Below are 14,806 nucleotides of genomic sequence, written 5' to 3' on the forward strand. Positions count from 1 at the left end.
CAGGCATCGATTAGATCAAGATATGTAAACCTCTACCTTTTAGTCATCAAAAGGGTAGAGGTTTTTATTTATCACTAGAACAGATGGTAGAGATTAAGTATTCGGCAAACAACGAATAAATGTGCTTTAAAATGAAGAATTTGTCCCTCTTTTGCAAAACAGACAAGCGGTGTATAATGGATAAGTCTTCTATTTGTTCACCTCGCTAAGAATGGGGGTAAAATAGCAGACAAGGGGTTTTTGTGGATTATATGAAACTGTTCATGATATAATAGCACGAAAGCTACTCAGCGATATTGAATATTACTTGAACACGAATTCAAATGAACCAATGGGGGTACGGCTAATGAACAAGTCCATCAACATCCAAGATACGTTCTTGAACCAACTGCGGAAAGAAAATATTCCTGCTACGGTCTATCTGACCAACGGCTTCCAAATCCGCGGGACGATCAAGGCATTTGACAATTTTACGATCGTCATTGACAGCGACGGACGCCAGCAAATGGTCTACAAGCATGCCATCTCCACGTTCACGCCGCAACGCAGCGTATCGCTGATGCAGCAAGATAACAGCGGCGAAGCTTAAAAAAATTACGAAACCTTTTCACCAAACATTTCGTCTACAAGTATAGGTATTGAAACAGAGCAACCTGAATAAAGGGTTGTTCTTTTCATTCCGGGCAAAATATGTTTAATATATGCCTGAGCCTACAGACGATTAGAAATTATGCAACCGAAAGGGAGTCAGGAGGTAACATGCCAAACGATCCGTTGTCGAGGTCTAACAATCGCAACAACAATAACAAGTCACCCAAAAAAGCGAAGCCAAAGACCTCTAAAAAGAAAAAAATTACGGGTAAACGCGTTGGATGGACACTGTTTTTCACAATGGCAATCGCCATATTCTGTGCACTTGGCGGATATTTATTTATTATGGTGAGTGGTGAAAATCTGCTCAAAGCCAATAAGGACAAAACCACAATTAATGAAACTTCAAAAGTATATGATCGCAATGGCCAATTAATGGGGGAACTATCCATTCAGAAGCTGGAACCTGTCAAAGAAGATGATATTCCTGAGCTTGTGAAGCAAGCCTTTGTTGCAACGGAGGATAAGCGATTCTACGATCATCAGGGCGTGGATATCTGGTCCATTGGGCGTGCAGCGGTTAAGGATGTCATGGCTCGTTCCATGGTGGAAGGTGGTAGTACACTAACCCAACAGCTTGCCAAGAACATGTTCTTGTCCCGTGACAAAACGTTCTTCCGTAAAGCAACGGAAGTATCGATTGCCATGGCATTAGAGCGCAAGTACACAAAAGACGAAATCCTGACGATGTATCTGAACCGTATTTTCTTCGGTCATCAGCGTTACGGGATTAAAGCGGCATCTGAATTTTACTTTGGACAAAAAGATCTGAGTCAGTTGAAGTTGTGGCAAATTGCTACATTGGCGGCTATGCCGAAAGGGCCTTCTGCCTATAATCCGGTGAGCAATCCAAACGACTCAAAAGCACGTCGAGGTGTGGTATTGCAGTTGATGTATGAACAAGGCTACATTACCAAGGCGGAGATGGACGAAGCAAAAGAGATTAACTATAACTACAAGCGACCAGAGAAAGACAGGAAGTATCAAGGTTTTATAGATTATGTGCTCCGTGAAGCTGAACGAGTAACAGGTAAAACGGAAGATGATTTGAATATCGGCGGATACAAAATCTATACGACCATGGATGCTCAGGCTCAAACAGCCATGGAAACGGCCTTCACAGATGACAGTCTGTTCGAGGCAAGCAAAGATGATCAACAGGTCCAAGGCTCCATGGTTATCATGAACCATGAGAATGGTAGCCTCGTTGCCCTCCTGGGAGGACGGGATTATCAGACTAAAGGTTATAGCCGTGTAACGCAGAGTCGAAGACAACCAGGTTCAGCTTTTAAACCGATTGTGTCTTATGCACCGGCGCTTGAATCAGGAAATTACAGTGCCAATTCGTCGCTGAGTAATGCGAAGCAATGTTTTGGTAACTACTGTCCTGGTAACTTGCATGGATATTCTTCAACGATCAGTATGACGGAAGCCATTACGAAATCGGAAAATATTCCTGCGGTTTGGCTGCTTGATAAAATAGGCGTTAACACAGGTATTAATTTTGCCAAGAGTGTAGGTATACAGCTGACAGATGAAGACAAAAACCTGGCGATTGCCCTCGGTGGTCTAAGTAAAGGTACAAATACACTGGAAATGGCGCAAGCCTATAGTGCATTTGCCAACCTCGGAGAATACCGACAAGCCTATGCGATTAAAGAAATCAAGGATAGCGCAGGCAAAACCACTTATAAACATGATAACTCGGACACAACGCGTGTCATGAGTGAGCAAAATGCGTATCAGCTTACACAGATGCTGCAGAACGTCGTTAATGACGGTACGGGACGTTCAGCACGTCTGGATCGTCCGGTAGCGGGTAAAACAGGAACAGTTCAAAGTGGTATCTCTGGCAACAGTGCCAACCGTGATGTATGGTTTGTTGGATACACACCGGAATGGACTGCCGCAGTCTGGATGGGCTATGACAATCCAGATGCCAATCACATGCTTAAGAACAGTAGTAAACTGTCGGCAGCTTTCTTTGCCAAAGTCATGGGAGATGCTTTAAAAGGCGTTCCAGTGAAGCAATTCAAAGCACCAGCTGGAGGGCAGGCACCTCCGCCAGTAGAAGAACCAGAAAAGCCAGCTCTGTCCGTTAGTGGGCTGAGTGGATCATACGATCCAAATGCACAAACCGTCTCCCTGAGTTGGACTGGAACGGGTGACGCGAGTACGCAATATCGGATTTATCGGAAAGAAACATCTGAAGCCCAGTTCACTCATCTCATTGATGCAATAGGAGCGACCAATGCACAAGATTTAAGTGCGTTGCCTGGTCTAACCTATGAGTACTATGTGACAGCTTACGACTTGGCATCAGGACTTGAGACGGATCCTTCCAACACCATCTCCTTGATGATTGAAGCGCAGGAAGTGCCGCCGGAGGAACCTGATCCTGGTGTAGACCCTGGAACAGAGATAGATCCTGAGCAACCAGGTACGGAGAATCCGGACAATGGTACACCGGATAATGGCAACTCGAACGGTAATAACGGTAATGGAAATGGAAATGAAAATGGCAATAACGGTAATGGTAATAACGGAAACAATGGCAACGGTGGTAATAACGGCGGAAACGGTCAACCTGGGGAAGGCAATACGACCCCACCTGGTCAGGGCACAACAGATCCTGGCGGAAATGGTGAAGGTCCCGATGATGGGGGCGTAACAACGCCGGGCGAAGTTGTAACTCCGGACAGCGGAACAAGTGGGGATACTGGAGGGACAGATGCACCTGCAGATTCCCAAGCTGGCACCGGCGGCTAAGCCAATGAATCACTAAATAGCTACATTGAAAAACTGCTTCCTGGGAAACCGGTGAAGCAGTTTTTTGTGTTATACAGAACCAACTGTAATGGAAGCTGATTTGATGAATAGGTGGGACAAAGCTTGATTTTGAGTGTAAACCTTAAATATGGTAAGCTGTAACTATTCGTAATACGTTGTGCAAGGGTGGGCCCAGAGCGCTGGAATCCATCAGGCGGACGTTATTACATTGTTCACCAATAACATCAGAGCAGGTCACGGACCTGTAGTCGGCAAAGAGGGGTTCGTATGAAACGGAAATTCGGGGATCGCGCGAACTGGCGCCGGATTACGAACCGACAATTCACATGCCGGTTCGTTCAATCCAAAATTTTCACAGGTTATATTACGTTGTACACCATACAGGATTTGAAAGAACCTCTGTGGAAAACATATGGAGGCAGTACCTTCTGTATCGCAGATAAAGGTTATTCCTGGCTGCAATACTATCCGAAGGGAGAGCACTTTGTAGTTACGGCGATGTTTGACGATCAGGAACGGATTGTAGAGTGGTACATTGATACATGTCGTAGTCAGGGGATAACCGATCAGGGTGTTCCTTGGTTTGATGACCTGTATCTGGATGTCGTTGTACTGAAAGATGGAGAAGTTTTTTTGCTGGATGAAGATGAGCTTGAAGATGCACTGTCACGGAAACATATTACAACGGGTGATTATGACTTGGCTAACAAGACGGCTAAGGAATTGCTGCATGCCATTGATGCACATGTATTCCCATACTTTCAGTTATCACTGAAGCATAGGCCGAGTTTATTTGAGAACGGAGAGTTTCGAAAAAACATTCAGATTTGAGACATCTAATTATCCGTAGAATTCTTCATGATCCTTCTAATATTGGAGCACCTGATAGAATACATTAATAATCAGGAGAGTTCAGCCCGATAAAATAGAGGTGATGGCGAATGAACGGACGGGTCATGGCTGCAGGAGAGCAACCAGGAGGCAGACCATCCAGACAAATTAATATTGTGTTGCGTAACCAGGAACCTCAGATGTTGGTCAAAGATGAAGCAGCGGCATTACAGGCAGCCAAGAGTATAACCAAACATGCGCACTTCCAGGAGATACAGGGTGAATTGGAGCAACTGGTTGGACTTGAAAATATCAAAGACTTGGTGTTTGAGATCTATGCTTTCCTACAGATTGCTCAGATGCGTACCGAAGCAGGCTTACTTAGTGGTGCGCACGTGTATCATATGATCTTCAAAGGCAATCCCGGAACCGGTAAGACCACCGTGGCGAGGATCGTTGCCAAACTCTTTCAGAAGATGGGTGTGTTGAGTAAAGGTCATCTTATTGAAGTAGAGCGTGCGGATCTGGTTGGAGAATATATCGGTCACACGGCGCAGAAAACAAGAGATCTGGTCAAGAAGGCACTCGGTGGAATATTGTTCATTGATGAAGCTTACAGTTTGGCCCGCGGGGGAGAGAAGGATTTTGGCAAGGAAGCAATCGATACGCTTGTAAAATCAATGGAAGATAACAAAAATCAGTTCATTCTCATATTGGCTGGTTATTCAGATGAGATTGATTTTTTTCTTCAGACCAATCCCGGATTACCTTCCCGCTTTCCCATTCAAGTGGAGTTTCCAGACTATAGCATTGATCAGTTGATTCAAATCTCTGAGATTATGGCCAAAGAGCGTGACTATATTCTAATGCCACAGACCATACTCAAGCTAAAACAACATTTGCTTCAGGAAAAAAATGATTCGCTGCATGCGTTCAGTAACGCCAGATACGTTCGTAATGCCATTGAGCGTTCGATCAGGCATCAGGCGGTTCGTTTGTTGGAACAATACTCGGAAGGCAGTCCAGGAAAACTGGAGCTGATGACAATCCGTACAGAGGATTTGAACTTTGAGCGAAAGTAAGCGATAATATAGTTTTTACACCAGCCGGCCGGGCCAACCGGTTCGGCTTAAGGTATGCCATGGCATATTCGTGGCAATGTATATCAACGGATTAATTTAGTAATTAGAGGGAGTGAACATATATATGACAAATGGCACGCATGATACAGATATGGTCAAAAAAGATCGCGCCGTCTTGGTGAGTCTTGTTACGGATGATGTAAAACGCACAGGTATCAATCCTGAGTACTCTTTAGAGGAATTGGTGAAACTTGCCGAGACAGCTGGAGTGGAAGTGCTAAGTGTACTTTCTCAGAACAGGGAAAAACGTGATACCAAATGGTTCATTGGTAAAGGTAAGGTGGAAGAACTCCGTGCAATCGCGGAGGAGCTCGGAGCAACTACGGCTATTTTTGATCAGGAATTGTCAGGTGCACAGGTTCGTAATCTGGAAGAAACCCTCGATCTCAAAATTATTGACCGTACCCAATTGATTTTGGACATCTTTGCACAACGGGCCAATACTAGAGAAGGTATCATTCAAGTGGAATTGGCTCAACATAGCTATTTGCTGCCCCGGTTGTCGGGTCATGGTAAGAACCTGTCCAGACTCGGGGGAGGAATCGGGACAAGAGGCCCAGGTGAAAGCAAACTGGAGACAGACCGCCGTCACATTCGTGGTCGTATCGATGATCTGAAGCGTCATCTGGAAGAATTGACTCGTCATCGTAAATTGCATCGTGAACGCCGTAAAAAAACAGGTATTGTTCAGGTAGCCCTTGTTGGTTATACCAATGCTGGCAAATCAACCTTGCTCAAGCAGTTGACGGCTGCAGATGTGTATATTCAAGATCAGCTATTCGCTACATTGGATCCCACATCACGTACGATGGAACTTCCGAGTGGAAAAGAAATCGTCCTTACCGACACGGTTGGATTTATTCAAAATCTACCGCATGATCTGATTGCAGCATTCCGTGCAACACTGGAGGAAGTGAATGAAGCAGACCTGATCCTGCATGTTGTGGACGCCTCATCAGCTATGCGTGAAGATCAGATGCGGACGGTTAATACAATTTTGCAAGAACTTGGTTCAGGGGACAAGCCGCAGTTAGTCCTGTATAACAAAAAAGATGCGTGCACACCAGAGCAGCTTGAGATGCTTCCATTGGATAAAGACCATATTAAAGTAAGCGCATTAGACGCGGAGGATCTGCTTAAAATCCGTGAATTCATTCAGACAGAGCTGACAGGTGATACGAAGCGCTTCCGTATTCCGGCAGAACGTGGTGATCTTACGTCGGTACTCTATAAAATTGGTGATGTAGTGGATACCAGCTTTGAAGAGAATGATGTGATTTATGAAGTTGAATTGCAAAAAGGTGAATATGAGAAATTTGGTTATATGCTTGAAGAATTCATTGAATTGTAATATTCATGACATATTGATGTGATAAGTTACACGATAATGGATATTCGACGTCAGATTCGTGCTATGAAGGGGAATGAAGTAAGATGGTAAGCTTTGATTCAGAAATATCTGAACTTCAACGTCAAGTGGAGCGTCAGATTGAAGGACAACTGCAACAGATTGATCGGATCACAGATCACAATCAATGGAAGGTGATTAATGCTTTCCAACAGCGAAAAGTAAGTGATTTTCACTTTGCAGGTTCAACAGGTTATGCCTATAACGATCGTGGCCGTGAAGTGCTTGATGAAGTATATGCTGATGTTTTCGGCGCGGAAGCCGCGTTGGTGCGTCCTCATTTTGCTTCAGGTACTCATACGATTAGTACAGCTCTCTTTGGAGTTTTGCGTCCAGGTGACGAATTATTGTACATCACGGGTAAGCCTTACGACACATTGCATAAAGTTATTGGCGAACCCGGTGATGGTACAGGTTCATTACGCGATTTTGGCATCGGTTACCGTGAGACGGCCTTAACTGATGAAGGTGGAGTGGACTGGGCAGCAGTTGAAAAAAGCATTACACCGGCTACAAAAGTCATTGGGATTCAACGTTCACGTGGTTATGACTGGCGCTCATCCTTCTGTGTTGCTGAGATTGCTGACATGGTTACGCGTGTTAAAGAGCTTAAGGAAGATGTCATCGTATTCGTAGACAATTGTTACGGTGAATTCACGGAGGAACGTGAACCGACAGAAGTCGGAGTTGATCTGATGGCCGGATCACTGATCAAGAATCCTGGTGGAGGCATTGCGGAAACCGGTGGATACATATGTGGGAAGGAACAATACGTACAGCTGGCAGCTTATCGTCTAACAGCCCCTGGAATTGGGGGAGAGGTTGGAGCAATGCTGGGGACAACACGTGGCATCTACCAAGGACTTTACATGGCACCGACAATTGTAGGACAAGCTATCAAAGGAAGTACGTTTGCTGCTGCGATGTTTGCTGAATCCGGATTTGTAACCAAACCCGCCTGGAATGAAGCTCGCACAGATCTGATCCAGGCTGTTAAGTTTAGCTCTGCCGAGCATCTGATCGCCTTCGTGCAGGGGATTCAGCGTGCAGCAGCTGTGGATAGCCATGTGGTTCCTGAACCGTGGGATATGCCTGGTTATGAGCACCCTGTCATTATGGCGGCAGGTACGTTCATTCAGGGTGGAAGTCTGGAATTATCAGCCGACGCGCCTATTCGGGAGCCGTATATCGGGTATATGCAAGGCGGATTAACGTACTCTCATGTCAAATATGGCGTTTTGATGGCGTTACAGACTATGAAAGATCGTAAATTATTGTGAGTTTATCTAACACGTCATTGACACTTGGTAATAACTAAATGTACAATAGGGTGAAGAATAGATGACTGGAAGGTTGATGAACATGGGTGATGAAATCCGCAGAAATATGGCCTTATTCCCAATTGGTATTGTAATGAAACTTACGGATCTGTCTGCACGTCAGATTCGTTACTATGAGCAGCACAGCTTGATCGTTCCTGCGAGAACGTCAGGTAATCAACGGTTATTCTCTTTTAATGACGTAGAGAGATTGCTAGAGATCAAGGCTTTGATTGAAAAAGGAGTTAACATCGCGGGCATCAAACAAGTGATGAATCCTGTTTCAAAAGAATCCGAGGAAGCTACAGTTATCACGCCAGATACTGAAGTTAAACGCAGAGAGCTGTCCGATACGCAGTTGCACCGCTTGCTGAAGCAGCAGCTTGTATCAGGTAAGAGACCAGGACAAGTATCTCTCATTCAGGGAGAGCTTTCCCGATTCTTTAATAAAAATTAAATTCGCATAACTTGGCGAGTGAGGGGAAAACATGCACTTTTGGTGTGAGACTCCTTGACCCGTGGAACTTTCTAATGTACAAATATAACAGGCAAGCCAAATACGCAGATAAGAAAGGGAGAGGTTATAGTGAGTTATACAAAAGAAGACATTCTCCGCATTTCGAAAGAAGAAAACGTACGATTCATTCGATTGCAATTTACTGATTTGCTTGGAGCTATCAAAAACGTTGAGATTCCTGTGAGTCAGTTGACTAAGGCTCTGGATAACAAAATGATGTTCGATGGATCTTCCATTGAAGGTTATGTACGTATTGAAGAGTCCGACATGTACCTCTATCCAGATCTAGATTCTTGGCTTATTTTCCCATGGGTTGCAGAGAACCGTGTTGCACGCCTGATTTGCGACGTATATCTTCCGGATGGTAATCCGTTCCCAGGAGATCCACGTGGCATCTTGAAACGAAACCTGAAGGAAGCCCAAGATATGGGATTCACTTCCTTTAACGTTGGTCCTGAACCCGAGTTCTTCTTGTTCAAAACCGACGAAAAAGGAAACCCAACTAACGAACTGAATGACCAAGGTGGTTATTTCGACCTTGCGCCTACCGATCTTGGTGAAAACTGTCGTCGTGACATCGTTATCACACTTGAAGAAATGGGCTTTGAGATCGAAGCTTCCCACCATGAGGTAGCTCCAGGTCAGCATGAGATCGACTTTAAATATGCTGATGCTCTGAAAGCTGCTGACCAGATCCAAACGTTCAAACTCGTTGTTAAAACGATTGCACGTCAGCATGGTTTACATGCTACATTCATGCCGAAACCGCTGTTTGGTATGAACGGATCCGGTATGCACTGTAACCAATCCTTGTTTAAAGGCAATGAGAACGCATTTGTTGATGAGTCGGACGAGTTGGGTCTGAGCAAAACTGCTCGTCACTTCATGGCTGGAACTCTGAAGCACGCACGTGCGTTTGCAGCAATTACTAACCCAACTGTGAACTCATACAAACGTCTTGTACCAGGTTATGAAGCACCTTGTTATGTAGCATGGTCTGCTAGTAACCGTAGCCCAATGATTCGTATTCCAGCTTCCCGTGGTCTGAGTACACGTGTTGAGGTTCGTAACCCGGATCCGGCTGCTAACCCTTACCTGGCTTTGTCTGTTCTGTTGAAAGCAGGTCTGGACGGAATCAAACGTGAGCTTTCCTTACCAACTCCAATTGACCGTAACATCTACATCATGTCAGAAGAAGAGCGTGTGGAAGAAGGCATTCCAAGCTTGCCAGCTGACCTGAAAGAAGCATTGAATGAATTGATCCGCAGCGAAGTCATCTGTGATGCTCTCGGCGACCACGCCTTGGCTCACTTCTATGAGCTGAAAGAAATTGAGTGGGATATGTATAGAACACAAGTCCACCAATGGGAACGCGATCAATATATCACGTTGTACTAATCGAAAAAACCTTGTAACTACGGGGTTTTGAAGGAATGAACCGGGGGACGTTTTGAGGGAATTGCACTTCTATTGAGGTTGCGTCCCCCAAACGTCCCCCATTTTGACTTTTTTGAACCAACAATGTTGGCGGTATACTGTTCATACTGATCAATATTGCGTTGCTCTAACTTTTTGGAGATGTGAGCATATATATCAGAGGTGATCTGCACACTTCCATGACCAAGCTGTTCTTGAACAAATTTTATGTCTGCACCGGCTTCAAGCATGGGTACAGCATAGGTGTGTGGAAGAGAATGGATTTCAAGATCTTCATTTAACTCTGCACGCTTTATAATCCTCTGGAAAGCATTGAAGAGGGTAGACTTTGGCATGTGGTTTCCGTCGTTTCGACACAACACTAAATTTAGATCATGCCTTTACATGGATTCTCCCAGGTTAATTTTATTTTGGTTTTGCTAAGTGGCGTGATATCTCAAATCATTGAGTAAGCTAGCGCTTACAGTAATTGTGTGCGTGGATCTGAAGGTTTGGTATCTCCAAATAGCTCATCATCATTTTCTGCCTGAAAATCAAGCGTTTCATCAATGTGTATCTTTTTTTCTTTGAAGTTAATATCAGACCATTTTAAAGCTGCTGCTTCACCTTTTCTCATGCCTGTTTCAAGAAGAAGCTTAAAGAAAATTCAATAGATATATCCATATCCTCTAGCTGCATGTAGAAAAATAGCAATGTCCTCCGAATCAATGGTATTATCCCCTCAAGGTAGACAGTGAAAAAAGAGATCATGTTAAAATGAACTCAACACTGAAAACAGGAGGGGATTTTTGTTATGCCAGCGAGCCAAACTTTTAATCAATATAGTGAAGAAACGAAGAAAGAAGTTGTTCGTCTGCGATTGGAAGAGGGTTAGACATACAGTCGGATCATGGAGAAGTTTGGTATTTAGAGTGATGGCCAGATTATTACTTGGGTACGGAAAAGCCAAAATGGAGAGAGTTTTGAGGATTATCGAGGACGTTGGACGAAGAAGCATTTTAGCAGTGCAGAAGAAGAAAATGCTTATCTGAAAGCGCAGGTAGAATATCTAAAAAAGCTCAATCCAAATTTGCACGGAGAGGGAAGCTGGATTTCGAAGCCCTGTGCCAGTCCGTTCGAGAAATAAGTAAGTGGGCATCTGTGGTTTGGTTGTGTAAAACTGCTGAAATTTCTCGTACGGGTTACTACAAATGGAAGAAGAATATCATCCTCCGAGAGAAACGAGCGGATCGGGATGCGGATCTAAAAGCACATATTTTAGGCATTCATCGGCTTCGTCCTTATTTCGGCTACAAACGTATGCGAACCGCGTCAGTAAAAGAAAGGCCTCGAGGTGAATCACAAAAAGGTACGTCGCTTAATGAGAGAACTCCAGATTCGTGGAGACTCTTTGGAACGCGTAGGTTAAACTTCCCATTGTACTCATCCTGTCGTCAAAGTACTATAAATAAAATGGCTCCCCTGCAGATTAAGCGGGGGAGCTTTTTGATAAAACTAATTATCAGTTTTTAGTGAATTGAATTGTATAAGGTTGGTTGTAGTTGTTGATACCATTATCCATAATTCTGAAGTAAACCTTCTCACCAGGTTTAGCGCTCATACCAACTGCCTCAGCGTATCCTGGTCCATTCCAGTTATCCATTTGAATGGACAGTATCGCACCGCTAGCATCCTTTTTAATAATACCCATAATAATATCGAAATTAGGTGGTGGGGTAGCAATAACACTAAATGTGACAACAGAAGATCCATTTGTGTTGTCTACAACATAATAATCGTTATCACTCATGCTATCTAAATACTGTGTTGCGCTAAATCCGGAAGACTGGTTAACACTTGAGTACATCACTTCTGCTGTCTCAAAGGAATCAGCCCAACCAGTTTTAGCGAATGCAGAGCCGGAACCGAATGCTAATAAACAAGCAGTTGCCATAACAGAAATAGAGAATTTTCTTAATCTTTTCATATTCAAACCTCCTAAATATACTAGAACCAATAAAATAGAGATTCTGGTTTGTGTGATTATTTGAACTTAGATGTCGAATAGCCTCTCACATATGACGGTTGGCCAACCATGGTTAAATATACCATATATAATTTAATATTGTAAATGCTTAACATGTAAAATATTAGTTCTGTGAATACTATATTGGAAATTTTCAGTAATTAAGAACTCTATTAATAACAAAAGAAAAGGCGACAGGGATAACCTGCCACCTTTGTTTATTCAAATATATTCAGTACATTGATATGGCACGGAGTAGAGCTAGTAATCTTTTCATAATAGTCTCCTTTATAGATTACTTATCATTTGCGTCACTAGAGCTAAACATGATTCCAAGAACATCAGAACCGGTAAGAGTATAACGAACGCCATTAACCTCTGTGGATTCATCAATTGTTGTCCAATCTACACCTTCATCGATGACTCCCAAATCTTTCATAATATCGCCTACGGCTGATGTAGGTATGTCAGCGTTGGTTGCTAATATAACCAATCCAATACTTATAATAATATCTGCTCCAGAGGACAGAGTACCATTTCCTTGTTCAATCATCATTACATCCCGTAACGATCCGTCTACTTTGTTTACTGAACCAGTGATGCGTATGTAATCTGTAGTCATATACTGAAATACATTTTGAGCTGGACCTTCTTTAATTTCAATCTTCTTCCTCCTGATTTAGTAATAATTAACAAAAGAAAACAGTCTCTCAGACCTAGGTATATTTTTCTATAAAAATGTATGGATGTGGAAGAATGAATAGATATCGGGTACTACGAACAGATATGGATTACCTCACGGCAGCCTTAATTAAGGTCCGGGTATTCGTCTGGCATGATTTAGATGATCAAGGATACATCATTGAATATGGCTTAGGCTACAACAATAGAGCAGGAGGGATAACCTCACTGCTCTTTCGTTTTAGTTGCTTGTATACTCGCTCACTTCAAACGTCAAAATTTTATCAAATATCACGTAATCTGTACGCTTGCTGAATGGACCTTTGTTGTTGCTGTATTTGTTGATGGCAAATTTAGCTGGGCCAGTTCCTACATCACGAGCATCGTACCAGTTGAGGAATGCATTTACATCACTCATTGGAAGGTCGTATTCTTTTTCTAAACCACCTATCATTGATACTGTTAATACAGCGCGGTCTCCCGCTGGTTGAGGTTCTGGATTAGGATTAGATGTGGTGGGATCTAGAAGTTCTCCATCAATGTCGATGGCATCAAAAATGAAATCAGCTTGTGGATTTAAGTTTATTAATTCTACATTATGCACTGAGTCTGCTAGACCCACTTTTTCAAAAATTAAAGATTGGTCTGTAGAAGCTGAGTTATTGATACTATATGTATCGATGATTTCATTATCAATTTTCACTTGAACCTTATCTGTTCTGCTTATATGAGTCTGTGCAATGACTCTTAACTTTGTGCCTTGAAAATTAAATCTAACTGAATCGTTGTCACTTGATTTTGTAATATATTTTACTCCGCCACCATACCATGCGACACTGCCGCTATTGCTAGTTTCCCATTCACCAGTATAGATAAACTTACTGTTGTCATCGTCGAATCTGTTCCATCCAGTTTCTGGAGACTTTAAAGACTGTCCAAGATTAGCAGCGAAAACACTTGTCCCAAAACTTAAAACTAAAAAGAATGATAATAAGATCGGTAAAACTATTTTTTTCTTCATGTTTATTCTCCTTCAGAATGTATTTGTATAAATGATAATACTTTTTCGAGAGAACCATGTCTAAACAATTATGTCTATATATTCAAGTAAGTGTTAGATATAATAAAAAAAGCTTTAACGACCTCTCTAAGTCGATAAAGCTGATAACTTTCTATCCTATCTCTTTTAGCAGTCCTTCACTGTTATTCCGCACATTGCCGACTTCCTTCGGCACCTCGTACGCTCGCATTTCTAAAGCTTGATATGCCTTAAGCAGACCAAGTAGTGACTGAACATCATCATTATCTCTTCCGAGCCACTCAGCCTCATCCTCAGATCGCAAGATGACCGGCATACGATTATGGATATCCTCCATAAGACTATTTGGTTCCGTTGTAATAATGGTGCACGTACTCAATTTGCTTCTATCCGGATCTGTCCAGGTATCGTACAGGCCAGTAAGCGAGAACAAGCGGTCATCCTTCATCAAAATGCGCATTGGACGCTTTGCCGATTCTTCTTTCTTCCACTCGTAAAATCCATTTGTCGGAATGATACAACGCTTTGAACTGATCAGGCGTTTAAAGGAAGGCTTCTCAGCCAGCGTCTCGGCCCGGGCATTAATCATCTTGTTCCCGATCTTGTCATCCTTGGCCCAAACGGGTACTAGTCCTCAGGGCAACTAACCCAAGCGATTACCGTCTTTGCTCCCGATGATTGTCGGAATGTACTGCATTGGTGCAGCGTTGTAATTAGGCTTGTACTCAAATCCTTCAGCAATGGATGCATAGTACCGCTCCAAGATAGCGTCTATGGGGTCAGTAATTGTGAATCTACCACACATGATAATGCCTCCTTTGAGACTCTATACTATGTAATTTTACTCAAATCTTTAAGAATAGAAACGGGTAATTTGTGGAGATGCGCATCCAATATAAAATAAAAATGCAATAAATTAGATGATTTTTATAAATCAGCAAGTTTATGTTTAGACATGATATAGAAGCGCGTTGTATCTTTTAATC

At 42.9% G+C, this 14,806-nt stretch carries 13 protein-coding genes and 1 pseudogene; 8 read left to right on the plus strand and 6 right to left on the minus strand.

Features of this window, described 5'->3' with window-relative positions; genetic code table 11:
* The first annotated feature begins 346 nt into the window (after positions 1-346).
* The 8 genes from hfq to glnA all read left to right on the plus strand — a co-directional run bounded on the left by hfq (position 347) and on the right by glnA (position 10,056).
* Positions 347-589 carry an RNA chaperone Hfq gene (gene hfq / locus MHB71_RS07020; RefSeq protein ID WP_017687918.1) on the plus strand — a complete coding sequence of 81 codons (243 nt, stop codon included), beginning with the start codon at positions 347-349 and terminating at the stop codon, positions 587-589.
* Positions 590-759: 170 nt separating this feature from the next.
* Positions 760-3,420, plus strand: coding sequence for a PBP1A family penicillin-binding protein (locus tag MHB71_RS07025; protein WP_340029158.1), 2,661 nt, complete (start codon positions 760-762; stop codon positions 3,418-3,420).
* A 288-nt stretch (positions 3,421-3,708) separates the two neighbouring features.
* On the plus strand, positions 3,709-4,272 hold the full coding sequence (locus MHB71_RS07030) for a DUF402 domain-containing protein (RefSeq protein WP_036672757.1): 564 nt from the start codon (positions 3,709-3,711) through the stop codon (positions 4,270-4,272).
* A gap of 110 nt (positions 4,273-4,382) precedes the next feature.
* The gene (locus tag MHB71_RS07035; RefSeq protein WP_047843421.1) at positions 4,383-5,354 is read left to right on the plus strand and encodes an AAA family ATPase; all 972 of its coding nucleotides are present in this window, start codon (positions 4,383-4,385) and stop codon (positions 5,352-5,354) included.
* A gap of 124 nt (positions 5,355-5,478) precedes the next feature.
* Positions 5,479-6,765: a GTPase HflX gene (hflX, locus tag MHB71_RS07040; protein WP_036613565.1), complete on the plus strand. Its 1,287-nt coding sequence runs from the start codon at positions 5,479-5,481 to the stop codon at positions 6,763-6,765.
* Positions 6,766-6,848: 83 nt separating this feature from the next.
* Positions 6,849-8,102, plus strand: coding sequence for a methionine gamma-lyase family protein (locus MHB71_RS07045; protein ID WP_340029159.1), 1,254 nt, complete (start codon positions 6,849-6,851; stop codon positions 8,100-8,102).
* A gap of 82 nt (positions 8,103-8,184) precedes the next feature.
* The gene (locus MHB71_RS07050; RefSeq protein ID WP_017687924.1) at positions 8,185-8,598 is read left to right on the plus strand and encodes a MerR family transcriptional regulator; all 414 of its coding nucleotides are present in this window, start codon (positions 8,185-8,187) and stop codon (positions 8,596-8,598) included.
* 129 nt (positions 8,599-8,727) lie between these two features.
* Positions 8,728-10,056, plus strand: coding sequence for a type I glutamate--ammonia ligase (gene glnA, locus MHB71_RS07055; protein ID WP_036613569.1), 1,329 nt, complete (start codon positions 8,728-8,730; stop codon positions 10,054-10,056).
* Between the two features lie 17 nt (positions 10,057-10,073).
* Here the strand turns inward: glnA and MHB71_RS07060 are convergent, their stop codons facing one another.
* The 6 genes and pseudogenes from MHB71_RS07060 to MHB71_RS07085 form a co-directional block, all read right to left on the minus strand.
* On the minus strand, positions 10,074-10,430 hold the full coding sequence (locus tag MHB71_RS07060) for a tyrosine-type recombinase/integrase (RefSeq protein WP_340029160.1): 357 nt from the start codon (positions 10,428-10,430) through the stop codon (positions 10,074-10,076).
* 125 nt (positions 10,431-10,555) lie between these two features.
* On the minus strand, positions 10,556-10,711 hold the full coding sequence (locus MHB71_RS07065) for a hypothetical protein (protein WP_340029161.1): 156 nt from the start codon (positions 10,709-10,711) through the stop codon (positions 10,556-10,558).
* 885 nt (positions 10,712-11,596) lie between these two features.
* Complete coding sequence (locus MHB71_RS07070; RefSeq protein ID WP_047843417.1) at positions 11,597-12,061, minus strand: hypothetical protein; 465 nt, start codon at positions 12,059-12,061, stop codon at positions 11,597-11,599.
* 334 nt (positions 12,062-12,395) lie between these two features.
* Positions 12,396-12,656 carry a hypothetical protein gene (locus MHB71_RS07075; RefSeq protein ID WP_340029162.1) on the minus strand — a complete coding sequence of 87 codons (261 nt, stop codon included), beginning with the start codon at positions 12,654-12,656 and terminating at the stop codon, positions 12,396-12,398.
* A 366-nt stretch (positions 12,657-13,022) separates the two neighbouring features.
* Positions 13,023-13,802, minus strand: a complete 780-nt coding sequence (locus tag MHB71_RS07080; RefSeq protein WP_340029163.1) for a bacterial surface protein — start codon at positions 13,800-13,802, stop codon at positions 13,023-13,025.
* A 151-nt stretch (positions 13,803-13,953) separates the two neighbouring features.
* Positions 13,954-14,625, minus strand: a pseudogene (locus MHB71_RS07085) (SOS response-associated peptidase).
* Positions 14,626-14,806 lie beyond the last annotated feature (181 nt).

This window comes from Paenibacillus sp. FSL H7-0940, from assembly GCF_037979415.1.
GTDB lineage: Bacteria > Bacillota > Bacilli > Paenibacillales > Paenibacillaceae > Paenibacillus > Paenibacillus amylolyticus.

Excerpts from the sequence above, each read along its gene's own strand:
- MHB71_RS07075 (WP_340029162.1), bottom strand. The coding sequence starts at position 12,656 with ATGATGATTGAACAAGGAAATGGTACTCTGTCCTCTGGAGCAGATATT.
- MHB71_RS07070 (WP_047843417.1), bottom strand. The coding sequence starts at position 12,061 with ATGAAAAGATTAAGAAAATTCTCTATTTCTGTTATGGCAACTGCTTGT.
- MHB71_RS07050 (WP_017687924.1), top strand. The coding sequence starts at position 8,185 with ATGGGTGATGAAATCCGCAGAAATATGGCCTTATTCCCAATTGGTATT.
- MHB71_RS07060 (WP_340029160.1), bottom strand. The coding sequence starts at position 10,430 with ATGCCAAAGTCTACCCTCTTCAATGCTTTCCAGAGGATTATAAAGCGT.
- MHB71_RS07065 (WP_340029161.1), bottom strand. The coding sequence starts at position 10,711 with ATGAGAAAAGGTGAAGCAGCAGCTTTAAAATGGTCTGATATTAACTTC.
- MHB71_RS07080 (WP_340029163.1), bottom strand. The coding sequence starts at position 13,802 with ATGAAGAAAAAAATAGTTTTACCGATCTTATTATCATTCTTTTTAGTT.
- hfq (WP_017687918.1), top strand. The coding sequence starts at position 347 with ATGAACAAGTCCATCAACATCCAAGATACGTTCTTGAACCAACTGCGG.
- hflX (WP_036613565.1), top strand. The coding sequence starts at position 5,479 with ATGACAAATGGCACGCATGATACAGATATGGTCAAAAAAGATCGCGCC.
- MHB71_RS07030 (WP_036672757.1), top strand. The coding sequence starts at position 3,709 with ATGAAACGGAAATTCGGGGATCGCGCGAACTGGCGCCGGATTACGAAC.
- MHB71_RS07035 (WP_047843421.1), top strand. The coding sequence starts at position 4,383 with ATGAACGGACGGGTCATGGCTGCAGGAGAGCAACCAGGAGGCAGACCA.
- MHB71_RS07045 (WP_340029159.1), top strand. The coding sequence starts at position 6,849 with ATGGTAAGCTTTGATTCAGAAATATCTGAACTTCAACGTCAAGTGGAG.
- MHB71_RS07025 (WP_340029158.1), top strand. The coding sequence starts at position 760 with ATGCCAAACGATCCGTTGTCGAGGTCTAACAATCGCAACAACAATAAC.